The organism is Pseudomonas sp. R84 (assembly GCF_009834515.1).
GTDB lineage: Bacteria > Pseudomonadota > Gammaproteobacteria > Pseudomonadales > Pseudomonadaceae > Aquipseudomonas.
Genome location: NZ_CP019426.1, coordinates 1,358,272 through 1,373,432 on the forward strand (window position 1 = coordinate 1,358,272; position 15,161 = coordinate 1,373,432).

12 protein-coding genes are annotated in these 15,161 nt (G+C 58.1%); 9 read left to right on the forward strand and 3 right to left on the reverse strand.

Annotation, left to right across the window (positions count from 1 at the left end):
• Nucleotides 1-66: 66 nt before the first annotated feature.
• From dapC to map, 3 genes are read right to left on the reverse strand one after another with little or no spacing between them, the layout of a single operon-like run.
• Complete coding sequence (gene dapC, locus PspR84_RS06035; protein ID WP_160056207.1) at nucleotides 67-1,266, reverse strand: succinyldiaminopimelate transaminase; 1,200 nt, start codon at nucleotides 1,264-1,266, stop codon at nucleotides 67-69.
• A 43-nt stretch (nucleotides 1,267-1,309) separates the two neighbouring features.
• Nucleotides 1,310-4,012: a [protein-PII] uridylyltransferase gene (locus PspR84_RS06040; protein WP_160056209.1), complete on the reverse strand. Its 2,703-nt coding sequence runs from the start codon at nucleotides 4,010-4,012 to the stop codon at nucleotides 1,310-1,312.
• Between the two features lie 41 nt (nucleotides 4,013-4,053).
• Nucleotides 4,054-4,836, reverse strand: coding sequence for a type I methionyl aminopeptidase (gene map / locus PspR84_RS06045; protein WP_016985097.1), 783 nt, complete (start codon nucleotides 4,834-4,836; stop codon nucleotides 4,054-4,056).
• A gap of 373 nt (nucleotides 4,837-5,209) precedes the next feature.
• Here map and rpsB point away from each other — a divergent pair, with 373 nt between their 5' ends.
• The 9 genes from rpsB to bamA all read left to right on the forward strand — a co-directional run bounded on the left by rpsB (nucleotide 5,210) and on the right by bamA (nucleotide 15,141).
• The gene (rpsB, locus tag PspR84_RS06050) at nucleotides 5,210-5,947 is read left to right on the forward strand and encodes a 30S ribosomal protein S2 (RefSeq protein ID WP_003222119.1); all 738 of its coding nucleotides are present in this window, start codon (nucleotides 5,210-5,212) and stop codon (nucleotides 5,945-5,947) included.
• Nucleotides 5,948-6,150: 203 nt separating this feature from the next.
• Complete coding sequence (tsf, locus tag PspR84_RS06055) at nucleotides 6,151-7,014, forward strand: translation elongation factor Ts (RefSeq protein ID WP_007908856.1); 864 nt, start codon at nucleotides 6,151-6,153, stop codon at nucleotides 7,012-7,014.
• Nucleotides 7,015-7,223: 209 nt separating this feature from the next.
• Entirely contained in the window at nucleotides 7,224-7,967 is a 744-nt protein-coding gene (pyrH, locus tag PspR84_RS06060) for a UMP kinase (protein ID WP_003222124.1), read from the forward strand.
• Nucleotides 7,964-8,521 (forward strand): ribosome recycling factor, encoded by a 558-nt coding sequence (gene frr, locus PspR84_RS06065; RefSeq protein WP_160056211.1) that lies wholly within the window; start codon nucleotides 7,964-7,966, stop codon nucleotides 8,519-8,521. The genes pyrH and frr overlap by 4 nt, the downstream gene beginning before the upstream one ends.
• 14 nt (nucleotides 8,522-8,535) lie before the next feature.
• Nucleotides 8,536-9,291, forward strand: a complete 756-nt coding sequence (gene uppS, locus PspR84_RS06070) for a polyprenyl diphosphate synthase (RefSeq protein ID WP_007908854.1) — start codon at nucleotides 8,536-8,538, stop codon at nucleotides 9,289-9,291.
• Nucleotides 9,291-10,097, forward strand: coding sequence for a phosphatidate cytidylyltransferase (locus PspR84_RS06075; protein ID WP_160056213.1), 807 nt, complete (start codon nucleotides 9,291-9,293; stop codon nucleotides 10,095-10,097). The genes uppS and PspR84_RS06075 overlap by 1 nt, the downstream gene beginning before the upstream one ends.
• On the forward strand, nucleotides 10,094-11,284 hold the full coding sequence (ispC, locus tag PspR84_RS06080; RefSeq protein ID WP_160056215.1) for a 1-deoxy-D-xylulose-5-phosphate reductoisomerase: 1,191 nt from the start codon (nucleotides 10,094-10,096) through the stop codon (nucleotides 11,282-11,284). The genes PspR84_RS06075 and ispC overlap by 4 nt, the downstream gene beginning before the upstream one ends.
• Nucleotides 11,285-11,338: 54 nt before the next feature.
• Nucleotides 11,339-12,691: a sigma E protease regulator RseP gene (gene rseP, locus PspR84_RS06085; RefSeq protein ID WP_160056217.1), complete on the forward strand. Its 1,353-nt coding sequence runs from the start codon at nucleotides 11,339-11,341 to the stop codon at nucleotides 12,689-12,691.
• A 74-nt stretch (nucleotides 12,692-12,765) separates the two neighbouring features.
• Nucleotides 12,766-15,141 (forward strand): outer membrane protein assembly factor BamA, encoded by a 2,376-nt coding sequence (gene bamA / locus PspR84_RS06090; protein ID WP_160056219.1) that lies wholly within the window; start codon nucleotides 12,766-12,768, stop codon nucleotides 15,139-15,141.
• Nucleotides 15,142-15,161: the final 20 nt, after the last annotated feature.

Below are 15,161 nucleotides of genomic sequence, written 5' to 3' on the forward strand. Positions count from 1 at the left end.
GTTGTAAGTTGGGGTTTCTGTAATATGGAAGTCCGCACCAGATTGCCTGGTGCGGATATTTGAAAGTTACTCTTGGCGAGTAATGAAGGCGCGAATCCGTTCGGCGGCTTCGACGCACTCTGCCAGCGGCGCAACCAGCGCCATGCGCACGCGACCGGCACCAGGATTGACGCCGTCGACGTCGCGGGAGAGATAAGAACCCGGCACCACGGTCACGTGCTCCTGCTCGAACAGATCGCGGCAGAACGCGGCGTCGTCGCCTTGCACGTTCGGCCAAAGATAAAAGCTGCCATCCGGACGCTGCACGTCCATCACCGGGCTGAGGATCTCCAGCACCGCATCGAACTTCTCGCGATACAGCGCACGGTTGGCGCGCACATGCACTTCGTCATTCCACGCCGCCACGCTGGCCAGTTGCGTTTGTACCGGCATCGCACAGCCGTGGTAGGTGCGATACAGCAGGAAGCCTTTGAGAATGTCGGCATCACCGGCGACAAAACCCGAGCGCAGGCCTGGCAGGTTGGAGCGCTTGGACAGGCTGTGGAATACCACGCAACGCTTGAAGTCCTTGCGGCCCAGTTCGACGCAGGCCGTCAGCAGACCCGGCGGCGGGGTTTGTTCATCGAAGTACAGTTCGCTGTAGCACTCGTCGGCGGCGATCACGAAGTCGTACTCGTCGGCCAAAGCGATCAGCTTTTTCAGGGTGTCGACCGGGATCAATGCGCCCGTCGGGTTGCCCGGCGAGCAGAGGAACAGGATCTGGCAGCGTTTCCAGATGTCTGGCGAAACGGCATCGAAATCCGGGTTGAAACCGTTCTCGTCGAGGCACGGCAGGTAGTGCGGTTTTGCCCCGGCAAGGAATGCGGCGCCTTCGTAGATCTGGTAGAACGGGTTCGGGCTGACCACCAGTGCGTCATCGCCACGATTGACCACGGTCTGGGTGAATGCGAACAACGCTTCACGAGTGCCATTGACCGGCAACACGTTGCGCGCCGGATCGATCCAGCCGCTTGGCACGCCGAAACGACGCTCGCACCAGCCGCCAATGGCTTCACGCAGGGCGGGGATGCCGAGGGTGGTCGGATACACCGCCATCTGATCCAGGCTGTTGGCCAGCGCTTCGGCGACAAAGCTTGGCGAGCGGTGTTTCGGCTCGCCGATCGACAGGGCGATCGGGCGTTTGTCCGGGTTCGGCGTCACGCTGCCGAGCAGAGCGCGGAGCTTTTCGAACGGGTACGGCTGGAGCTGGTTCAGAGCGTTGTTCATTGGGGCTGGGTCTCTCGCAAAGCCATTTGAATCCGGGGCGCCATCAGATACTGATGCGCGACAATTTGATATCGGGTTCCTGATTAACGCTCAGTTGCTCAACGATCGCATCCTGCAAACGGCTGCACAGCAACGGGTCGGACAACGGTTGGTTGTGGGCGTCGGTGATGAAAAACACGTCTTCCACCCGCTCGCCGAGGGTCGCAATCTTGGCGTTCTGCAGCGACAGGTCGAATTCGAGAAAAATCCCGCCGATCCTTGCCAGCAATCCCGGGCGATCGGGTGCGGTCAATTCCAGCACGGTCACCGGACGCTGCGCATCGTTGTGAATCGTGACCTGCGGCGCAAAGGCGAAATGCTTGAGCTGGCGCGGCACCCGGCGCTGGATGATCGTCGGGTAGTCATCCGGGTTGCGCAGCGCTTCGGTCAGGCCTTCGCGGATCTGTTTGACCCGCGTCGGGTTGTCGCCGATGGACTCGCCTTCGTTGTCGAGCACGATGTAGGTGTCGAGGGTGAACTGGCTGCTCAAGGTGATAACCCGGGCGTCATGAATGTTCAGGTTGAGCTGATCCATCGCCGCCACGGTCACCGCGAAGAAGTCGTGCTGATCCGGTGCATAAATGAAGATCTGTGTGCCGCCCTCGAATTCGCGCTGGGTGGTTTCCTTGATCAGCACCAATGGCCCGCCATCGACCGGTTGCTGCAGGATCGCATCACTGTGCCAGGCCACGTCACCAGCGGTATGGCGCAGGAAATAGTCATCGCCCAACTGCGCCCACAATTGCTCCACGTCGTCCGGGTCGGTGCCGCCGCGCACCAGAATGTCCAGCGCAGCACTCTGGGTCTGGCGGATCTGCTCTTCGCGATCGACCGGGTTTTCCAGGCCGCGACGCAAGGCGCGCTTGGTCTCGGTGTAGAGCTGGCGCAACAGGCTGGCGCGCCACGAATTCCACAGCGTCGGGTTGGTCGCGTTGATGTCGGCCACGGTCAGCACGTACAGATAGTCGAGACGGGTTTCATCGCCGACCGCCTGAGCGAAATCGTGAATCACCTGTGGGTCGGACAAATCCTTGCGCTGGGCGGTGGTCGACATCACCAGGTGGTTCTGCACCAGCCAGACGATCAGGCGGCTGTCCCACACCGGCAACTGATGACGCTGGCAGAACGCCTCGGCATCGACCGCGCCGATCTCCGAGTGATCGCCGTGCCGGCCCTTGCCGATATCGTGGTACAGACCGGCCATGTAGATCAGTTCGGGTTTGGGCAGCTTGGCCATCAGCTTGGCGGCCAGCGGAAATTTCTCCGAGACCTGGGTGTACTGCAATTTGCGCAGATGCTTGATCAGGTTCAGCGTGTGCGCATCGACCGTATAGATATGGAACAGGTCGTGCTGCATCTGCCCGACGATGAAACCGAATTCCGGCAGATAACGCCCGAGAATGCCGTAACGGTTCATCCGCCGCAGGTTGCGGTGGATGCCGATCTTGCACTTGAACAGCTCGATGAACAGGCTGGTGTTACGAATATCGTTGCGGAAGTTGTCGTCGATCAGGTGACGGTGCTCGCGCAGCAGGCGAATGGTATCGGCGCGTACGCCTTTGATTTCCGGCTGCTGGGCCATCAGCACGAAAATCTCGAGCATGGCGAAAGGGGTGCGGCGGAACACGTTGTCGTTGCGTGCCTCGATATAGCCGTCGTGGAGTTGGAAGCGCGAGTTGATCGGCTGCGGCGGCGCTTCGTCCTCCGGGGCGAGGATGACTTCCTCGAAATGCTGGATGATCAGGTCGCTGAGCTGGGCGATGCTCATGACCACGCGGAAATACTGCTGCATGAAGTTTTCGACCGCCTGTTTGGCGTCGTCACCCTCAAAACCGAGCAGCCCGGCAATGGTGCGCTGATGATCGAACAGCAAACGGTCTTCGGAGCGACCGGCGAGCATGTGCAGGGCGTAGCGCACTTTCCAGAGGAATTCCTGAGAGGAGGCGAGCAACGCGTTTTCACTCTCGACCAGGAATCCTTCGCCAGCGAGGGCGCGCAGGTTAAGAGTGCCGTACTGACGTCGGGCCACCCACAGAATCGTCTGAATATCCCGCAGTCCGCCGGGCGAGCCCTTGACGTTGGGTTCCAGGTTGTATTCGGTGTCGTTGTATTTATGGTGGCGGGCCTTCTGCTCGGCGCGCTTGGCCAGGAAGAACTCCTTGGCCGGCCACATGTGTGCGGTGCTGGTGACGTCGAGCATGCGCTGGCGCAGGCGTTCGGGACCGCAGATCGTGCGGCTTTCCATCAGGTTGGTGACGATGGTCAGGTCGGCGCGGGCCTCTTCGGCGCATTCATCGACCGAGCGTACGCTCTGGCCGACTTCCAGGCCGATGTCCCACAGCAGCGTCAGAAAACGCTCGATGGAGTCGCGGAAAACTTCGTGATCGGCGCTGTCCAGCAGGATCAGCAGGTCGATGTCGGAATACGGGTGCAGCTCACCGCGGCCGTAGCCGCCAACCGCGACCAGCGCGATGTCGGCGTCTTCGCTCCAGTTGAACTGCTCCCAGGCCTTTTGCAGGATGTTGTCGACGAACCAGGCACGGTCTTCGATCAGGCGGCGAATGTCGCGACCCTGGCGAAAACGTGTGTCGAGGACCTCGCGAGCCTGGCGGATCGCCTTCTTGAACGCCGCGATAGGACTCGCTTTAAGGGCCAGTTCAGCCTGGAACTGGCCGCGGTCGAAGAGTTCGGGATCCACCTGCGGCATCGATTGGCTTTCCTTCTATAAGGCTGGGAGCGTTGTCTGGATCAGGCCGAGATGCGCGGAATGGTGTCATCCGCGCGCAGGGTGAAGATCTCGTAACCGGTGTCGGTGACCAGCAGGGTGTGTTCCCACTGCGCCGAGAGCTTGCGGTCTTTGGTGATCGCGGTCCAGCCGTCGCCCAGCACTTTGGTGTCGGCCTTGCCCTGGTTGATCATCGGCTCGATGGTGAAGGTCATGCCGGCCTTCAGTTCCATGCCGGTGCCGGCGCGGCCGTAGTGGAGAATCTGCGGCTCTTCGTGGAAGACCTTGCCGATACCGTGACCGCAGAACTCGCGAACCACCGAGAAACCGTTCTTCTCGGCGTGCTTCTGGATCACTTCGCCGATGTCGCCGAGGCGGCAGCCAGGTTTGACGATTTCGATCGCCTTGTACATGCATTCCTGAGTGATCTGCGACAGGCGCTCGGCCCAGACCGGCACTTCGCCGACGTGGAACATGCGGCTGGTGTCACCGTGGTAGCCGTCTTTGATCACGGTGACGTCGATGTTCAGGGTGTCGCCGTTTTTCAGCGGCTTGTCGTTCGGGATGCCATGGCAGACCACGTGGTTGATCGAGGTGCAGATCGACTTCGGGTAGCCTTTGTAGTTGAGCGGGGCAGGGATGGCTTGCTGCACATTGACGATGTAGTCGTGGCAGATCTGGTTCAGCTCATCGGTGGTGACGCCCGGTTTGACATGTTCGGCAATCATTTCCAGCACATCGGCGGCCAGTTTGCCGGCGACGCGCATGCCAGCGATGTCCTCGGGGGTTTTGAGGTTGACGGTCATACAGGCTCTCTCTGCGCTCGGCGGCGCTTGCTGATACGAATAGGGTGGCAGGTGTGCGTTTTGCGACCCTGAAAAACGCGATTCTAACAGACGCACGGCGCAATTCAGCGCCCGCATGCATCGCTTCTCTCTATACAATGGTGCGTTCGGGGCCGATTCCAAGGGGGCTGCGCCCATGTCCTTGGTGCGGATACAGATTCCGGGTTCCGTTTCTGCGCACTCTGTGGTATAAAATGCGCCGCTTTCCGGGGATACCCCGAAAAGCTTAAATCCACACACGTGTCGACACGATGACCTGGGTGCTTTTGGCTTTATGCCACTGGTTGGTCATTGGGATACGTGGAGGCCAAACCCGACTTATTAAGGAACTATCATGTCCCAAGTCAATATGCGCGATATGCTGAAGGCCGGTGTGCACTTCGGTCACCAAACCCGTTACTGGAATCCGAAAATGGGTAAGTACATTTTCGGCGCGCGTAACAAGATTCACATCATCAACCTTGAAAAAACCCTGCCAATGTTCAACGAAGCTCTGACTTTCGTAGAGCGTCTGGCCCAGGGCAAAAACAAGATTCTGTTCGTCGGCACCAAGCGTTCCGCTGGCAAGATCGTTGCTGAAGAAGCAGCACGTTGCGGTTCGCCGTACGTCGATCACCGCTGGTTGGGCGGCATGCTGACCAACTTCAAAACCATTCGTGCTTCCATCAAGCGTCTGCGTGACCTTGAAGTTCAAGCCGAAGACGGTACTTTCGCCAAGCTGACCAAGAAAGAAGCGCTGATGCGCTCCCGTGATCTTGAGAAGCTGGATCGTTCGCTGGGCGGCATCAAGGACATGGGCGGTCTGCCAGACGCACTGTTCGTGATCGACGTTGACCACGAGCGCATCGCGATCACCGAAGCCAACAAGCTGGGCATCCCGGTAATCGGCGTTGTCGACACCAACAGCAGCCCGGAAGGCGTTGACTACATCATCCCAGGCAACGATGACGCAATCCGCGCTATCCAGTTGTACATGGGTTCGATGGCTGACGCAGTGATCCGTGGTCGCAACAATGTTGCTGGCGGCACTGTAGAATTCGCAGCTGAAGAAACTCAGGCTGCAGCTGAGTAATTAACGCCCTGGCGTTGACTCAGTAAGCAAAAAGGGGGCTTGGCCCCCTTTTTGCCACCTCGAAAACCAATTGTTGGCGCCCACTTGTGGCAGCGCCCGCCCTGTATTTGTAACGTGCAGCGGCTACAAACGGGTTCGGGACGAATTGAACGCCCGTTCGATCGGGTGGAATGGTTGAAAACCTATCCAAGAGGAATTTGAAAATGGCAGCAATTACTGCAGCGTTGGTTAAAGAACTGCGCGAGCGTACCGGCGAAGGCATGATGGATTGCAAGAAAGCCCTGGAAAAGGCTGACGGCGACATCGAAAAAGCCATTGATGACATGCGTGCTTCGGGCGCAATCAAGGCTGCCAAAAAAGCTGGCAACGTTGCCGCTGAAGGCGCCATCGCTCTGAAAGAAGACGGCAAATCTGCTGTTCTGCTGGAAGTGAACTCGCAGACCGACTTCCTGGCTCTGCAGGACGACTTCAAGGCATTCGTTGCTGAAAGCATCGAAAAAGCCTTCGCTGACAAGCTGACTGATGTTGCTCCGCTGATCGAAGCTCAAGAAGCTGCTCGCCTGGTGCTGGTCGGCAAGGTTGGCGAAAACGTCAACATCCGTCGTCTGGTTCGCGTAGAAGGCGACGTTGTTGGTGGCTACCTGCACGGCAACAAGATCGGTGTTGCAGTTGTTCTGAAAGGCGGTAACGTTGAACTGGCCAAAGACATCGCTATGCATGTAGCGGCCAGCAACCCTGAGTTCCTGCTGCCATCGGAAGTTTCGGCTGAAGCTATCGAACGCGAAAAAGCTGTGTTCCTGCAGTTGAACGAAGAAAAAATCAAAGGCAAGCCAGAAAACATTGTTGAAAATATGGTCAAGGGCCGTATCAGCAAGTTCCTGGCTGAAGCAAGCCTGGTTGAGCAGGCGTTCGTCAAGAACCCTGAAATCAAGGTTGGCGAACTGGCAAAGAAAGCCGGTGCTGAAATCGTTTCCTTCACCTACTTCAAAGTAGGCGAAGGCATCGAGAAGCCGGTCGACAACTTCGCTGAAGAAGTTGCTGCCCAGCTGGCTGCCGCCAAGCAGTAAGACGGTTTTTCAACTGTCGCCCGAAAGAGGCTGCCCGCTTACGCGCGCAGCCTCTTTTCAGATGGGGGAGCCAGTTTTTAATTGGTTTCCACTTGGAACTGACTTACAAAGCCATGTTCCGATGGCGCTGAAGCAGTGCCAAGCTAGAGTGAACGCCAGCTGTAAACAGCTCGCAAAGAATTTTAAATACGCCGCAGGAGAGATTCGCAATGGCTCAGCAGGGCAGTGGTTATCAGGCTCGCTATAAACGCATTCTACTCAAGCTTAGCGGCGAGGCCCTGATGGGCTCGGAAGAGTTCGGGATCGATCCAAAAGTACTGGATCGCATGGCGCTGGAAGTCGGCCAGCTGGTCGGTATCGGCGTACAGGTCGGTCTGGTGATCGGCGGCGGCAACCTGTTCCGTGGCGAAGCCTTGAGCAAAGCCGGTATGGATCGGGTCACAGGCGACCACATGGGCATGCTGGCCACTGTGATGAATGCCTTGGCCATGCGCGATGCGCTGGAGCGTGCCAATATCTCGGCCATCGTTATGTCGGCCATTTCCATGGTTGGCGTGACCGATCACTACGATCGCCGCAAAGCCATGCGTCATCTGAACTCCAAAGACGTCGTGATCTTCGCAGCCGGTACCGGCAACCCGTTCTTCACCACGGATTCGGCAGCCTGCCTGCGTGCAATCGAAATCGATGCCGACGTCGTGCTCAAAGCGACCAAGGTCGATGGCGTTTACACCGCGGACCCGTTCAAAGACCCGCATGCCGAGAAGTTCGATCATCTGACTTATGATGAAGTACTGGATCGCAAGCTGGGCGTAATGGATCTGACCGCTATCTGCCTGTGCCGCGATCACAAAATGCCGCTGCGCGTATTCAACATGAACAAACCAGGTGCCCTGCTGAACATCGTCCATGGCGGCGCTGAAGGCACCCTGATCGAGGAAGGTCAACAATGATCAACGAAATCAAAAAAGACGCTCAAGAGCGCATGCAAAAATCCCTGGACTCTCTGGCCCATGCATTCGGCCAGATTCGTACAGGCAAGGCTCACCCAAGCATCCTGGGCAGCGTGATGGTGCCTTACTACGGCACTGACACCCCGCTGAGCGGCGTTGCCAACGTCACCGTGAAAGACTCGCGCACCCTGCAGGTCGTGGCTTTCGAGCGCAACATGCTCGCAGCCGTCGACAAGGCAATCCAGAGCGCCGGTCTGAACCTCAACCCGACCAACCTGGGTGAGTTGCTGTTGATCCCTATGCCGGCCCTCACCGAGGAAACGCGTAAAGGTTTCACCAAGCAGGCGCGTAGCGCTGCTGAAGACGCGCGTGTTGCCGTGCGCAATATTCGTCGTGATGCCTTGGGCGAGCTCAAGAAACTGGTCAAGGACAAGGAAATCAGCGAAGACGAAGAGCGTCGTGCCATCGCTGATATCGATAAGCTGACCAAAGAATCCGAGGCCCAGATCACCAAGGCCACGGACGAGAAAGAAAAAGACCTGATGGCCGTATAAGGGTCGAGCTTTAAATGGACAAGACCAAGCAGACTGCGCCGTCCGCGGTGCCGCGCCATGTCGCGATCATCATGGATGGCAACAATCGCTGGGCGAAAAAACGCTTTATGCCGGGTGTCGCCGGGCATAAAGCGGGTGTGGATGCTGTGCGGGCCGTGATCGAGGTGTGTGCCGAGGCCAAGGTCGAAGTGCTCACCCTGTTCGCGTTTTCCAGTGAGAACTGGCAGCGTCCGGCCGATGAAGTCAGTGCCTTGATGGATCTGTTCTTCAAGGCCTTGCGTCGTGAAGCCAAGCGCCTCAACGACAACAACATCAGCCTGCGTATCATCGGCGATCGTTCGCGCTTTCATCCGGAGCTTCAGGCAGCAATGCGTGAAGCCGAAGCGATGACGGCGGGTGCGAACCGGTTCATCCTGCAGATCGCTGCCAATTACGGCGGTCAGTGGGATATTGCACAGGCTGCCCAGCGTCTGGCGCGTGAAGTCCAGGCCGGGCACCTGCGCCCGGAAGACATTACCCCGGATCTGCTGCAAACCTGTCTGGCGACCGGCGATCTGCCATTGCCGGACCTGTGCATCCGTACCGGTGGCGAACACCGCATCAGCAACTTCCTGCTGTGGCAACTGGCTTACGCCGAGTTGTACTTCTCCGACCTGTTCTGGCCGGACTTCAAACACGATGCCATGCGCAATGCGCTGGCCGATTTCGCTTCACGCCAGCGTCGCTTCGGTAAAACGAGCGAGCAGGTTGAAGCTGGAGCCCGGGTTTAATGCTTAAACAACGAATCATCACTGCACTGATCCTGCTGCCGATTGCCTTGTGCGGGTTTTTCCTGCTGGAAGGCTCCGGTTTTGCCTTGTTTATCGGTCTGGTCGTGACTTTGGGGGCGTGGGAATGGGCGCGTCTGGCAGGCTTCACCGGGCAAGCGTTCCGCGTGGGTTTTGCCGCCGTGGTCGCGTTCATGCTGTTTATCATGTACATCCTGCCCGGGCTTGCCCCGTGGGTGCTGGGTGCTTCTGTGCTGTGGTGGGCGGTGGCAACATGGCTGGTGCTGACCTATCCACATTCCAGCGTGCATTGGTCTAGCGCCGCTACCAAGCTGGTCATCGGTCTGTTGATTCTGCTACCGGCCTGGCAAGGCCTGGTGCAGATCAAGCAGTACCCGCTGGGTAACTGGCTGATCATGGCTGTGATGGTGCTGGTCTGGGGTGCCGATATCGGGGCTTATTTCTCCGGTCGCAAATTCGGCAAGCGCAAGCTGGCCCCGCAAGTCAGTCCGGGCAAAAGCTGGGAAGGCGTATACGGTGGCCTGGCGTTGAGTCTGGTGATTACCGCCATTGTCGCGTTTGTCCGCGACTGGACCGTCGCCGAGTTGCTTAAAGGCTTGATTGGCGCTGCGCTGATCGTCTTTATCTCCGTGGTTGGCGACCTGACCGAAAGCATGTTCAAGCGTCAGTCCGGCATCAAGGACAGCAGTAACCTGCTGCCTGGTCATGGCGGCGTACTTGATCGTATCGACAGCCTGACAGCGGCCATCCCGGTGTTTGCCGTGCTGCTGTGGATGGCTGCGCCGTGAGTCGTCCTCAACAGATCACCGTTCTGGGTGCGACCGGCTCGATCGGTCTGAGTACGCTGGATGTCATTGCCCGCCATCCTGAGCGTTATCAGGTGTTCGCGCTGAGTGGCTTCACGCGCCTGACTGAGCTTTTCGCCCTGTGCGTGCGTCACGTGCCGCAATTTGCCGTGGTGCCGGAAGCTTCCGCCGCGCGCGGTTTGCAAGATGATTTGCGTGCCGCCGGTTTACCGACCCGTGTGCTGGTGGGGGAGGAGGGCCTGTGTCAGGTCGCTGCTGCTCCGGAAGTCGATGCAGTGATGGCGGCGATCGTTGGTGCGGCAGGGCTGCGTCCCACCCTGGCGGCTGTCGAAGCGGGCAAGAAGATTCTTCTGGCCAATAAAGAGGCGCTGGTGATGTCCGGCGCTCTGTTCATGCAGGCAGTGCGCAAGAGTGGTTCGGTGCTGCTGCCGATCGATAGCGAGCACAACGCGATTTTTCAGTGCATGCCACAGGATTTTGCCCGTGGATTGAGTTCGGTCGGTGTCCGTCGGATTTTACTCACAGCCTCTGGTGGTCCGTTCCGACAGACGCCGATGAGTGAGCTGGCGCATGTTTCACCAGAGCAGGCGTGTGCTCACCCGAACTGGTCCATGGGGCGCAAGATTTCGGTCGATTCGGCCAGCATGATGAATAAAGGTCTCGAGCTGATCGAGGCCTGTTGGTTGTTTGATGCCAAGCCTTCGCAGGTCGAGGTGGTGATTCACCCGCAGAGCGTGATTCACTCGCTGGTCGATTATGTCGATGGCTCGGTGCTGGCGCAGTTGGGTAATCCCGACATGCGCACGCCGATCGCCAATGCCCTGGCCTGGCCGCAGCGCATTGATTCCGGCGTGGCACCGCTGGATTTGTTTGCTGTGGCGCGTCTGGACTTCGAAGCGCCCGATGAAGAGCGTTTCCCTTGTCTGCGTTTGGCACGGCAAGCTGCCGAGGCGGGTGACAGTGCTCCGGCGATGCTGAACGCAGCCAACGAAGTGGCGGTGGCGGCGTTTCTCGACGGACGGGTTCGTTACCTGGAAATCGCGAGTATCATCGAAGAAGTCTTGAGCCTCGAGCCGGTCGTAGCATTGGCGGATCTCGATGCCGTATTTACGGCAGACGCCAAGGCGCGAGTTCTGGCCGAACAGTGGTTGAAGCGCCACGATCGATAGAATTTGCTACACAATGGCTACACGCGGCACTGAACAGGATTGCGGAGAAAGTAGATGAGCGCGCTCTATATGATTGCCGGCACCCTGATCGCCTTGGGTGTGCTGGTCACCTTTCACGAATTCGGCCACTTCTGGGTCGCGCGTCGCTGTGGCGTCAAGGTTCTACGTTTCTCCGTGGGCTTTGGCATGCCGTTGTTGCGCTGGCACGACAAGCAGGGCACCGAGTTTGTGGTTGCCGCGATTCCGCTGGGTGGCTACGTCAAAATGCTCGATGAGCGTGAGGGCGAAGTCCCGGTCGATCAGCTTGATCAATCGTTCAACCGCAAATCCGTGCGTCAGCGTATCGCCATTGTTGCGGCCGGCCCCATTGCCAATTTTCTCTTGGCGCTGGTGTTCTTCTGGGTGTTGGCGATGCTCGGCAGCGAGCAGGTGCGTCCGGTCATCGGTGCGGTTGAATCCGGCAGTATCGCCGCCAGTGCCGGTTTGAACGCGGGTGAGGAGATCGTCGCTATCGATGGAGAGCCGACTACCGGTTGGGCGGCCGTCAATCTGCAGTTGGTCCGGCGCCTGGGCGAAAGCGGTTCTCTGCAGTTGCTGGTGCGTGAGCAGGGTTCGACAGCGGATTCGCCGCGTGAACTGAAGCTGGATAACTGGCTTAAAGGTGCTGATGAGCCAGACCCGATCCGCTCTTTGGGTATTCGTCCGTGGCGCCCGGCTTTGCCACCGGTGCTTGCCGAACTTGATCCGAAAGGTCCGGCCCAGGCTGCTGGTCTGAAGACCGGTGATCGCCTGTTGGCACTCGACGGCCAGGCGCTGAATGACTGGCAGCAGGTGGTCGATACGGTTCGTACGCGTCCTGATACCAAAATCATGCTGCGCATCGAGCGCGACAGTGCTCAAATCGACGTCCCTGTTACTCTGGCGGCGCGCGGTGAAAGCAAATCGCCAAGCGGATATCTGGGTGCAGGTGTAAAAGCGATCGACTGGCCGCCGGAGATGATTCGTGAGGTCAGTTACGGGCCTCTGGCTGCCATTGGCGAGGGTGCCCGTCGCACTTGGACCATGAGCATTCTGACGCTCGATTCGCTAAAGAAAATGCTGTTCGGCGAGCTCTCGGTAAAAAACTTGAGTGGACCGATAACCATTGCTAAAGTGGCGGGCGCTTCTGCCCAGTCGGGCGTCGCTGATTTCCTGAATTTCCTTGCTTATCTGAGTATTAGCCTGGGCGTTCTGAATTTGCTGCCCATTCCTGTACTGGATGGGGGGCATTTGTTGTTTTATCTGATCGAGTGGGCGCGTGGTCGTCCCTTGTCGGATCGGGTGCAAGGTTGGGGGATACAGATCGGTATCAGTTTGGTGGTCGGGGTGATGTTGCTAGCTCTGGTCAACGATCTGGGTCGACTGTAACGCTTCGCTGAATTGCGAATCTGCCGCATTTTGCGGCAGTTTGTTTATTGCCAGTTGGAATAAGAAAGGACTTCATGAAACGTCTGCTGCTAACTGCGGTTCTCACCGTATTGATGATCGCCGAAGTTCACGCCGAGTCCTTCACTATCTCTGATATTCGCGTCAATGGCCTCCAGCGGGTCTCCGCGGGTAGCGTCTTTGGTGCCTTGCCGTTGAACGTCGGTGAGCAGGCGGATGATCGTCGCCTGGTGGAATCCACTCGTGCGTTGTTCAAAACCGGTTTCTTTCAAGATATCCAGCTGGGCCGCGAAGGCAACGTTCTGGTAATCACGGTCGTTGAACGCCCGTCGGTCGCCAGTATCGAGATCGAAGGCAACAAAGCGATCTCCACTGAAGACTTGATGAAAGGTCTCAAACAGTCTGGTCTGGCTGAGGGCGAGATCTTCCAGCGCGCCACCCTCGAAGGTGTGCGTAACGAGCTGCAACGTCAGTACGTCGCGCAAGGCCGCTACTCGGCTACCGTTGATACCGAAGTGGTGTCGCAGCCGCGTAACCGTGTTGGTCTGAAAGTGAAGATCAACGAAGGTACCGTTGCGGCCATTCAGCACATCAACGTGGTGGGCAACACGGTTTTCCCCGAGGAAGACCTGACCGACCTGTTCGAGCTGAAAACCACCAACTGGTTGTCGTTCTTCAAGAACGACGACAAGTACGCCCGTGAAAAGCTTTCCGGTGACCTGGAGCGTCTGCGTTCCTACTATCTGGACCGTGGCTATATCAACATGGATATCGCTTCGACCCAGGTTTCCATCACCCCGGACAAGAAGCACGTCTACATCACTGTCAACGTCACCGAAGGCGAGAAATACACCGTTCGTGACGTCAAACTCAGCGGTGACCTGAAGGTTCCTGAAGATCAGGTCAAGTCCCTGCTGCTGGTGCAGAAAGGCCAAGTGTTCTCGCGCAAGCTGATGACCACCACGTCCGAGCTGATCACACGTCGTCTGGGTAACGAGGGCTACACCTTCGCCAACGTCAACGGCGTACCTCAGCCGCATGATGATGACCACACCGTCGATATCCTGTTTGCTGTTGATCCGGGCAAGCGTGCCTACGTCAACCGCATCAACTTCCGTGGCAACACCAAGTCCGAGGACGAAGTGCTGCGTCGTGAAATGCGTCAGATGGAAGGTGGCTGGGCTTCGACCTACCTGATCGACCAATCCAAGACTCGTCTTGAGCGTCTGGGCTTCTTTAAAGAGGTCAACGTTGAAACCCCGGCTGTGCCAGGTGTCGACGACCAGGTTGACGTGAACTATGCAGTTGAAGAACAGGCTTCCGGTTCGATTACCGCCAGTGTCGGTTTCGCCCAGAGTGCCGGTCTGATCCTCGGTGGTTCGATCACCCAGAACAACTTCCTCGGTACTGGTAACCGCGTCAGCATCGGCCTGACCCGTAGCGAATATCAAAGCCGCTACAACTTCGGCTACGTTGACCCCTACTGGACCGCCGATGGCGTGAGCCTGGGTTACAACGCGTTCTATCGCACCACTGACTACAAAGACCTCGACGTCGATGTAGCAAGCTATGCGGTAGACAGCCTGGGTGCCGGCGTCAACGTTGGCTACCCGATCAGCGAAACTTCGCGTCTGACCTTTGGCCTCTCGGTTCAACAGGACGAGATCAAGACCGGTACCTACACCGTTGACGAGATTTTCGACTTCGTTAACAAGGAAGGCGACAAGTACCTGAACTTCAAGGCGTCAGCCGGCTGGTCCGAATCGACACTGAACAAAGGCGTACTGCCGACCCGCGGCCGTTCCCAGAGCCTGACCCTGGAAACCACCGTGCCGGGCAGCGACCTTTCGTTCTACAAACTTGATTACCGCGGCCAGCTGTTCCAGCCGATCAGCGAGAACTACACCCTGCGTCTGCACACCGAATTGGGTTATGGCGACGGTTACGGCGGGACTGACGGCTTGCCGTTCTATGAAAACTACTATGCTGGTGGTTTCAACTCGGTTCGTGGCTTCAAGGACAGCACACTCGGTCCACGCAGTACGCCAAGCCGTGGCACAAACCCGGGTACGCGTCTTGACCCGGATCAGGATCCGCTGCCGTTCGGTGGTAACGTTCTGATCCAGGGTGGTGTCGAGGTTCTGTTCCCGCTGCCATTCGTGAAAGATCAGCGCTCCCTGCGGACTTCGGTATTCTGGGATGTGGGTAACGTATTTGACTCGCAGTGCAAGGACACTACCAATGCCAACGGCTCGTCGTCGAACACCAAGTGCAACGACATCAGCCTGAGCAACATGGCCAGTTCCGTGGGTGTGGGTGTGACCTGGGTCACCGCACTGGGTCCTCTGAGCTTCGCGTTGGCCATGCCGATCAAGAAGCCGGATGAGGCTGAAACTCAAGTGTTCCAATTCTCCCTCGGCCAGACGTTCTAAGCGTCTGACCCAAGATAACG

Coding starts and splice junctions, on each gene's coding strand:
- rseP (WP_160056217.1), top strand. CDS start 11,339: ATGAGCGCGCTCTATATGATTGCCGGCACCCTGATCGCCTTGGGTGTG.
- map (WP_016985097.1), bottom strand. CDS start 4,836: ATGACCGTCAACCTCAAAACCCCCGAGGACATCGCTGGCATGCGCGTC.
- frr (WP_160056211.1), top strand. CDS start 7,964: ATGATCAACGAAATCAAAAAAGACGCTCAAGAGCGCATGCAAAAATCC.
- PspR84_RS06075 (WP_160056213.1), top strand. CDS start 9,291: ATGCTTAAACAACGAATCATCACTGCACTGATCCTGCTGCCGATTGCC.
- PspR84_RS06040 (WP_160056209.1), bottom strand. CDS start 4,012: ATGCCGCAGGTGGATCCCGAACTCTTCGACCGCGGCCAGTTCCAGGCT.
- bamA (WP_160056219.1), top strand. CDS start 12,766: ATGAAACGTCTGCTGCTAACTGCGGTTCTCACCGTATTGATGATCGCC.
- pyrH (WP_003222124.1), top strand. CDS start 7,224: ATGGCTCAGCAGGGCAGTGGTTATCAGGCTCGCTATAAACGCATTCTA.
- tsf (WP_007908856.1), top strand. CDS start 6,151: ATGGCAGCAATTACTGCAGCGTTGGTTAAAGAACTGCGCGAGCGTACC.
- rpsB (WP_003222119.1), top strand. CDS start 5,210: ATGTCCCAAGTCAATATGCGCGATATGCTGAAGGCCGGTGTGCACTTC.
- uppS (WP_007908854.1), top strand. CDS start 8,536: ATGGACAAGACCAAGCAGACTGCGCCGTCCGCGGTGCCGCGCCATGTC.
- dapC (WP_160056207.1), bottom strand. CDS start 1,266: ATGAACAACGCTCTGAACCAGCTCCAGCCGTACCCGTTCGAAAAGCTC.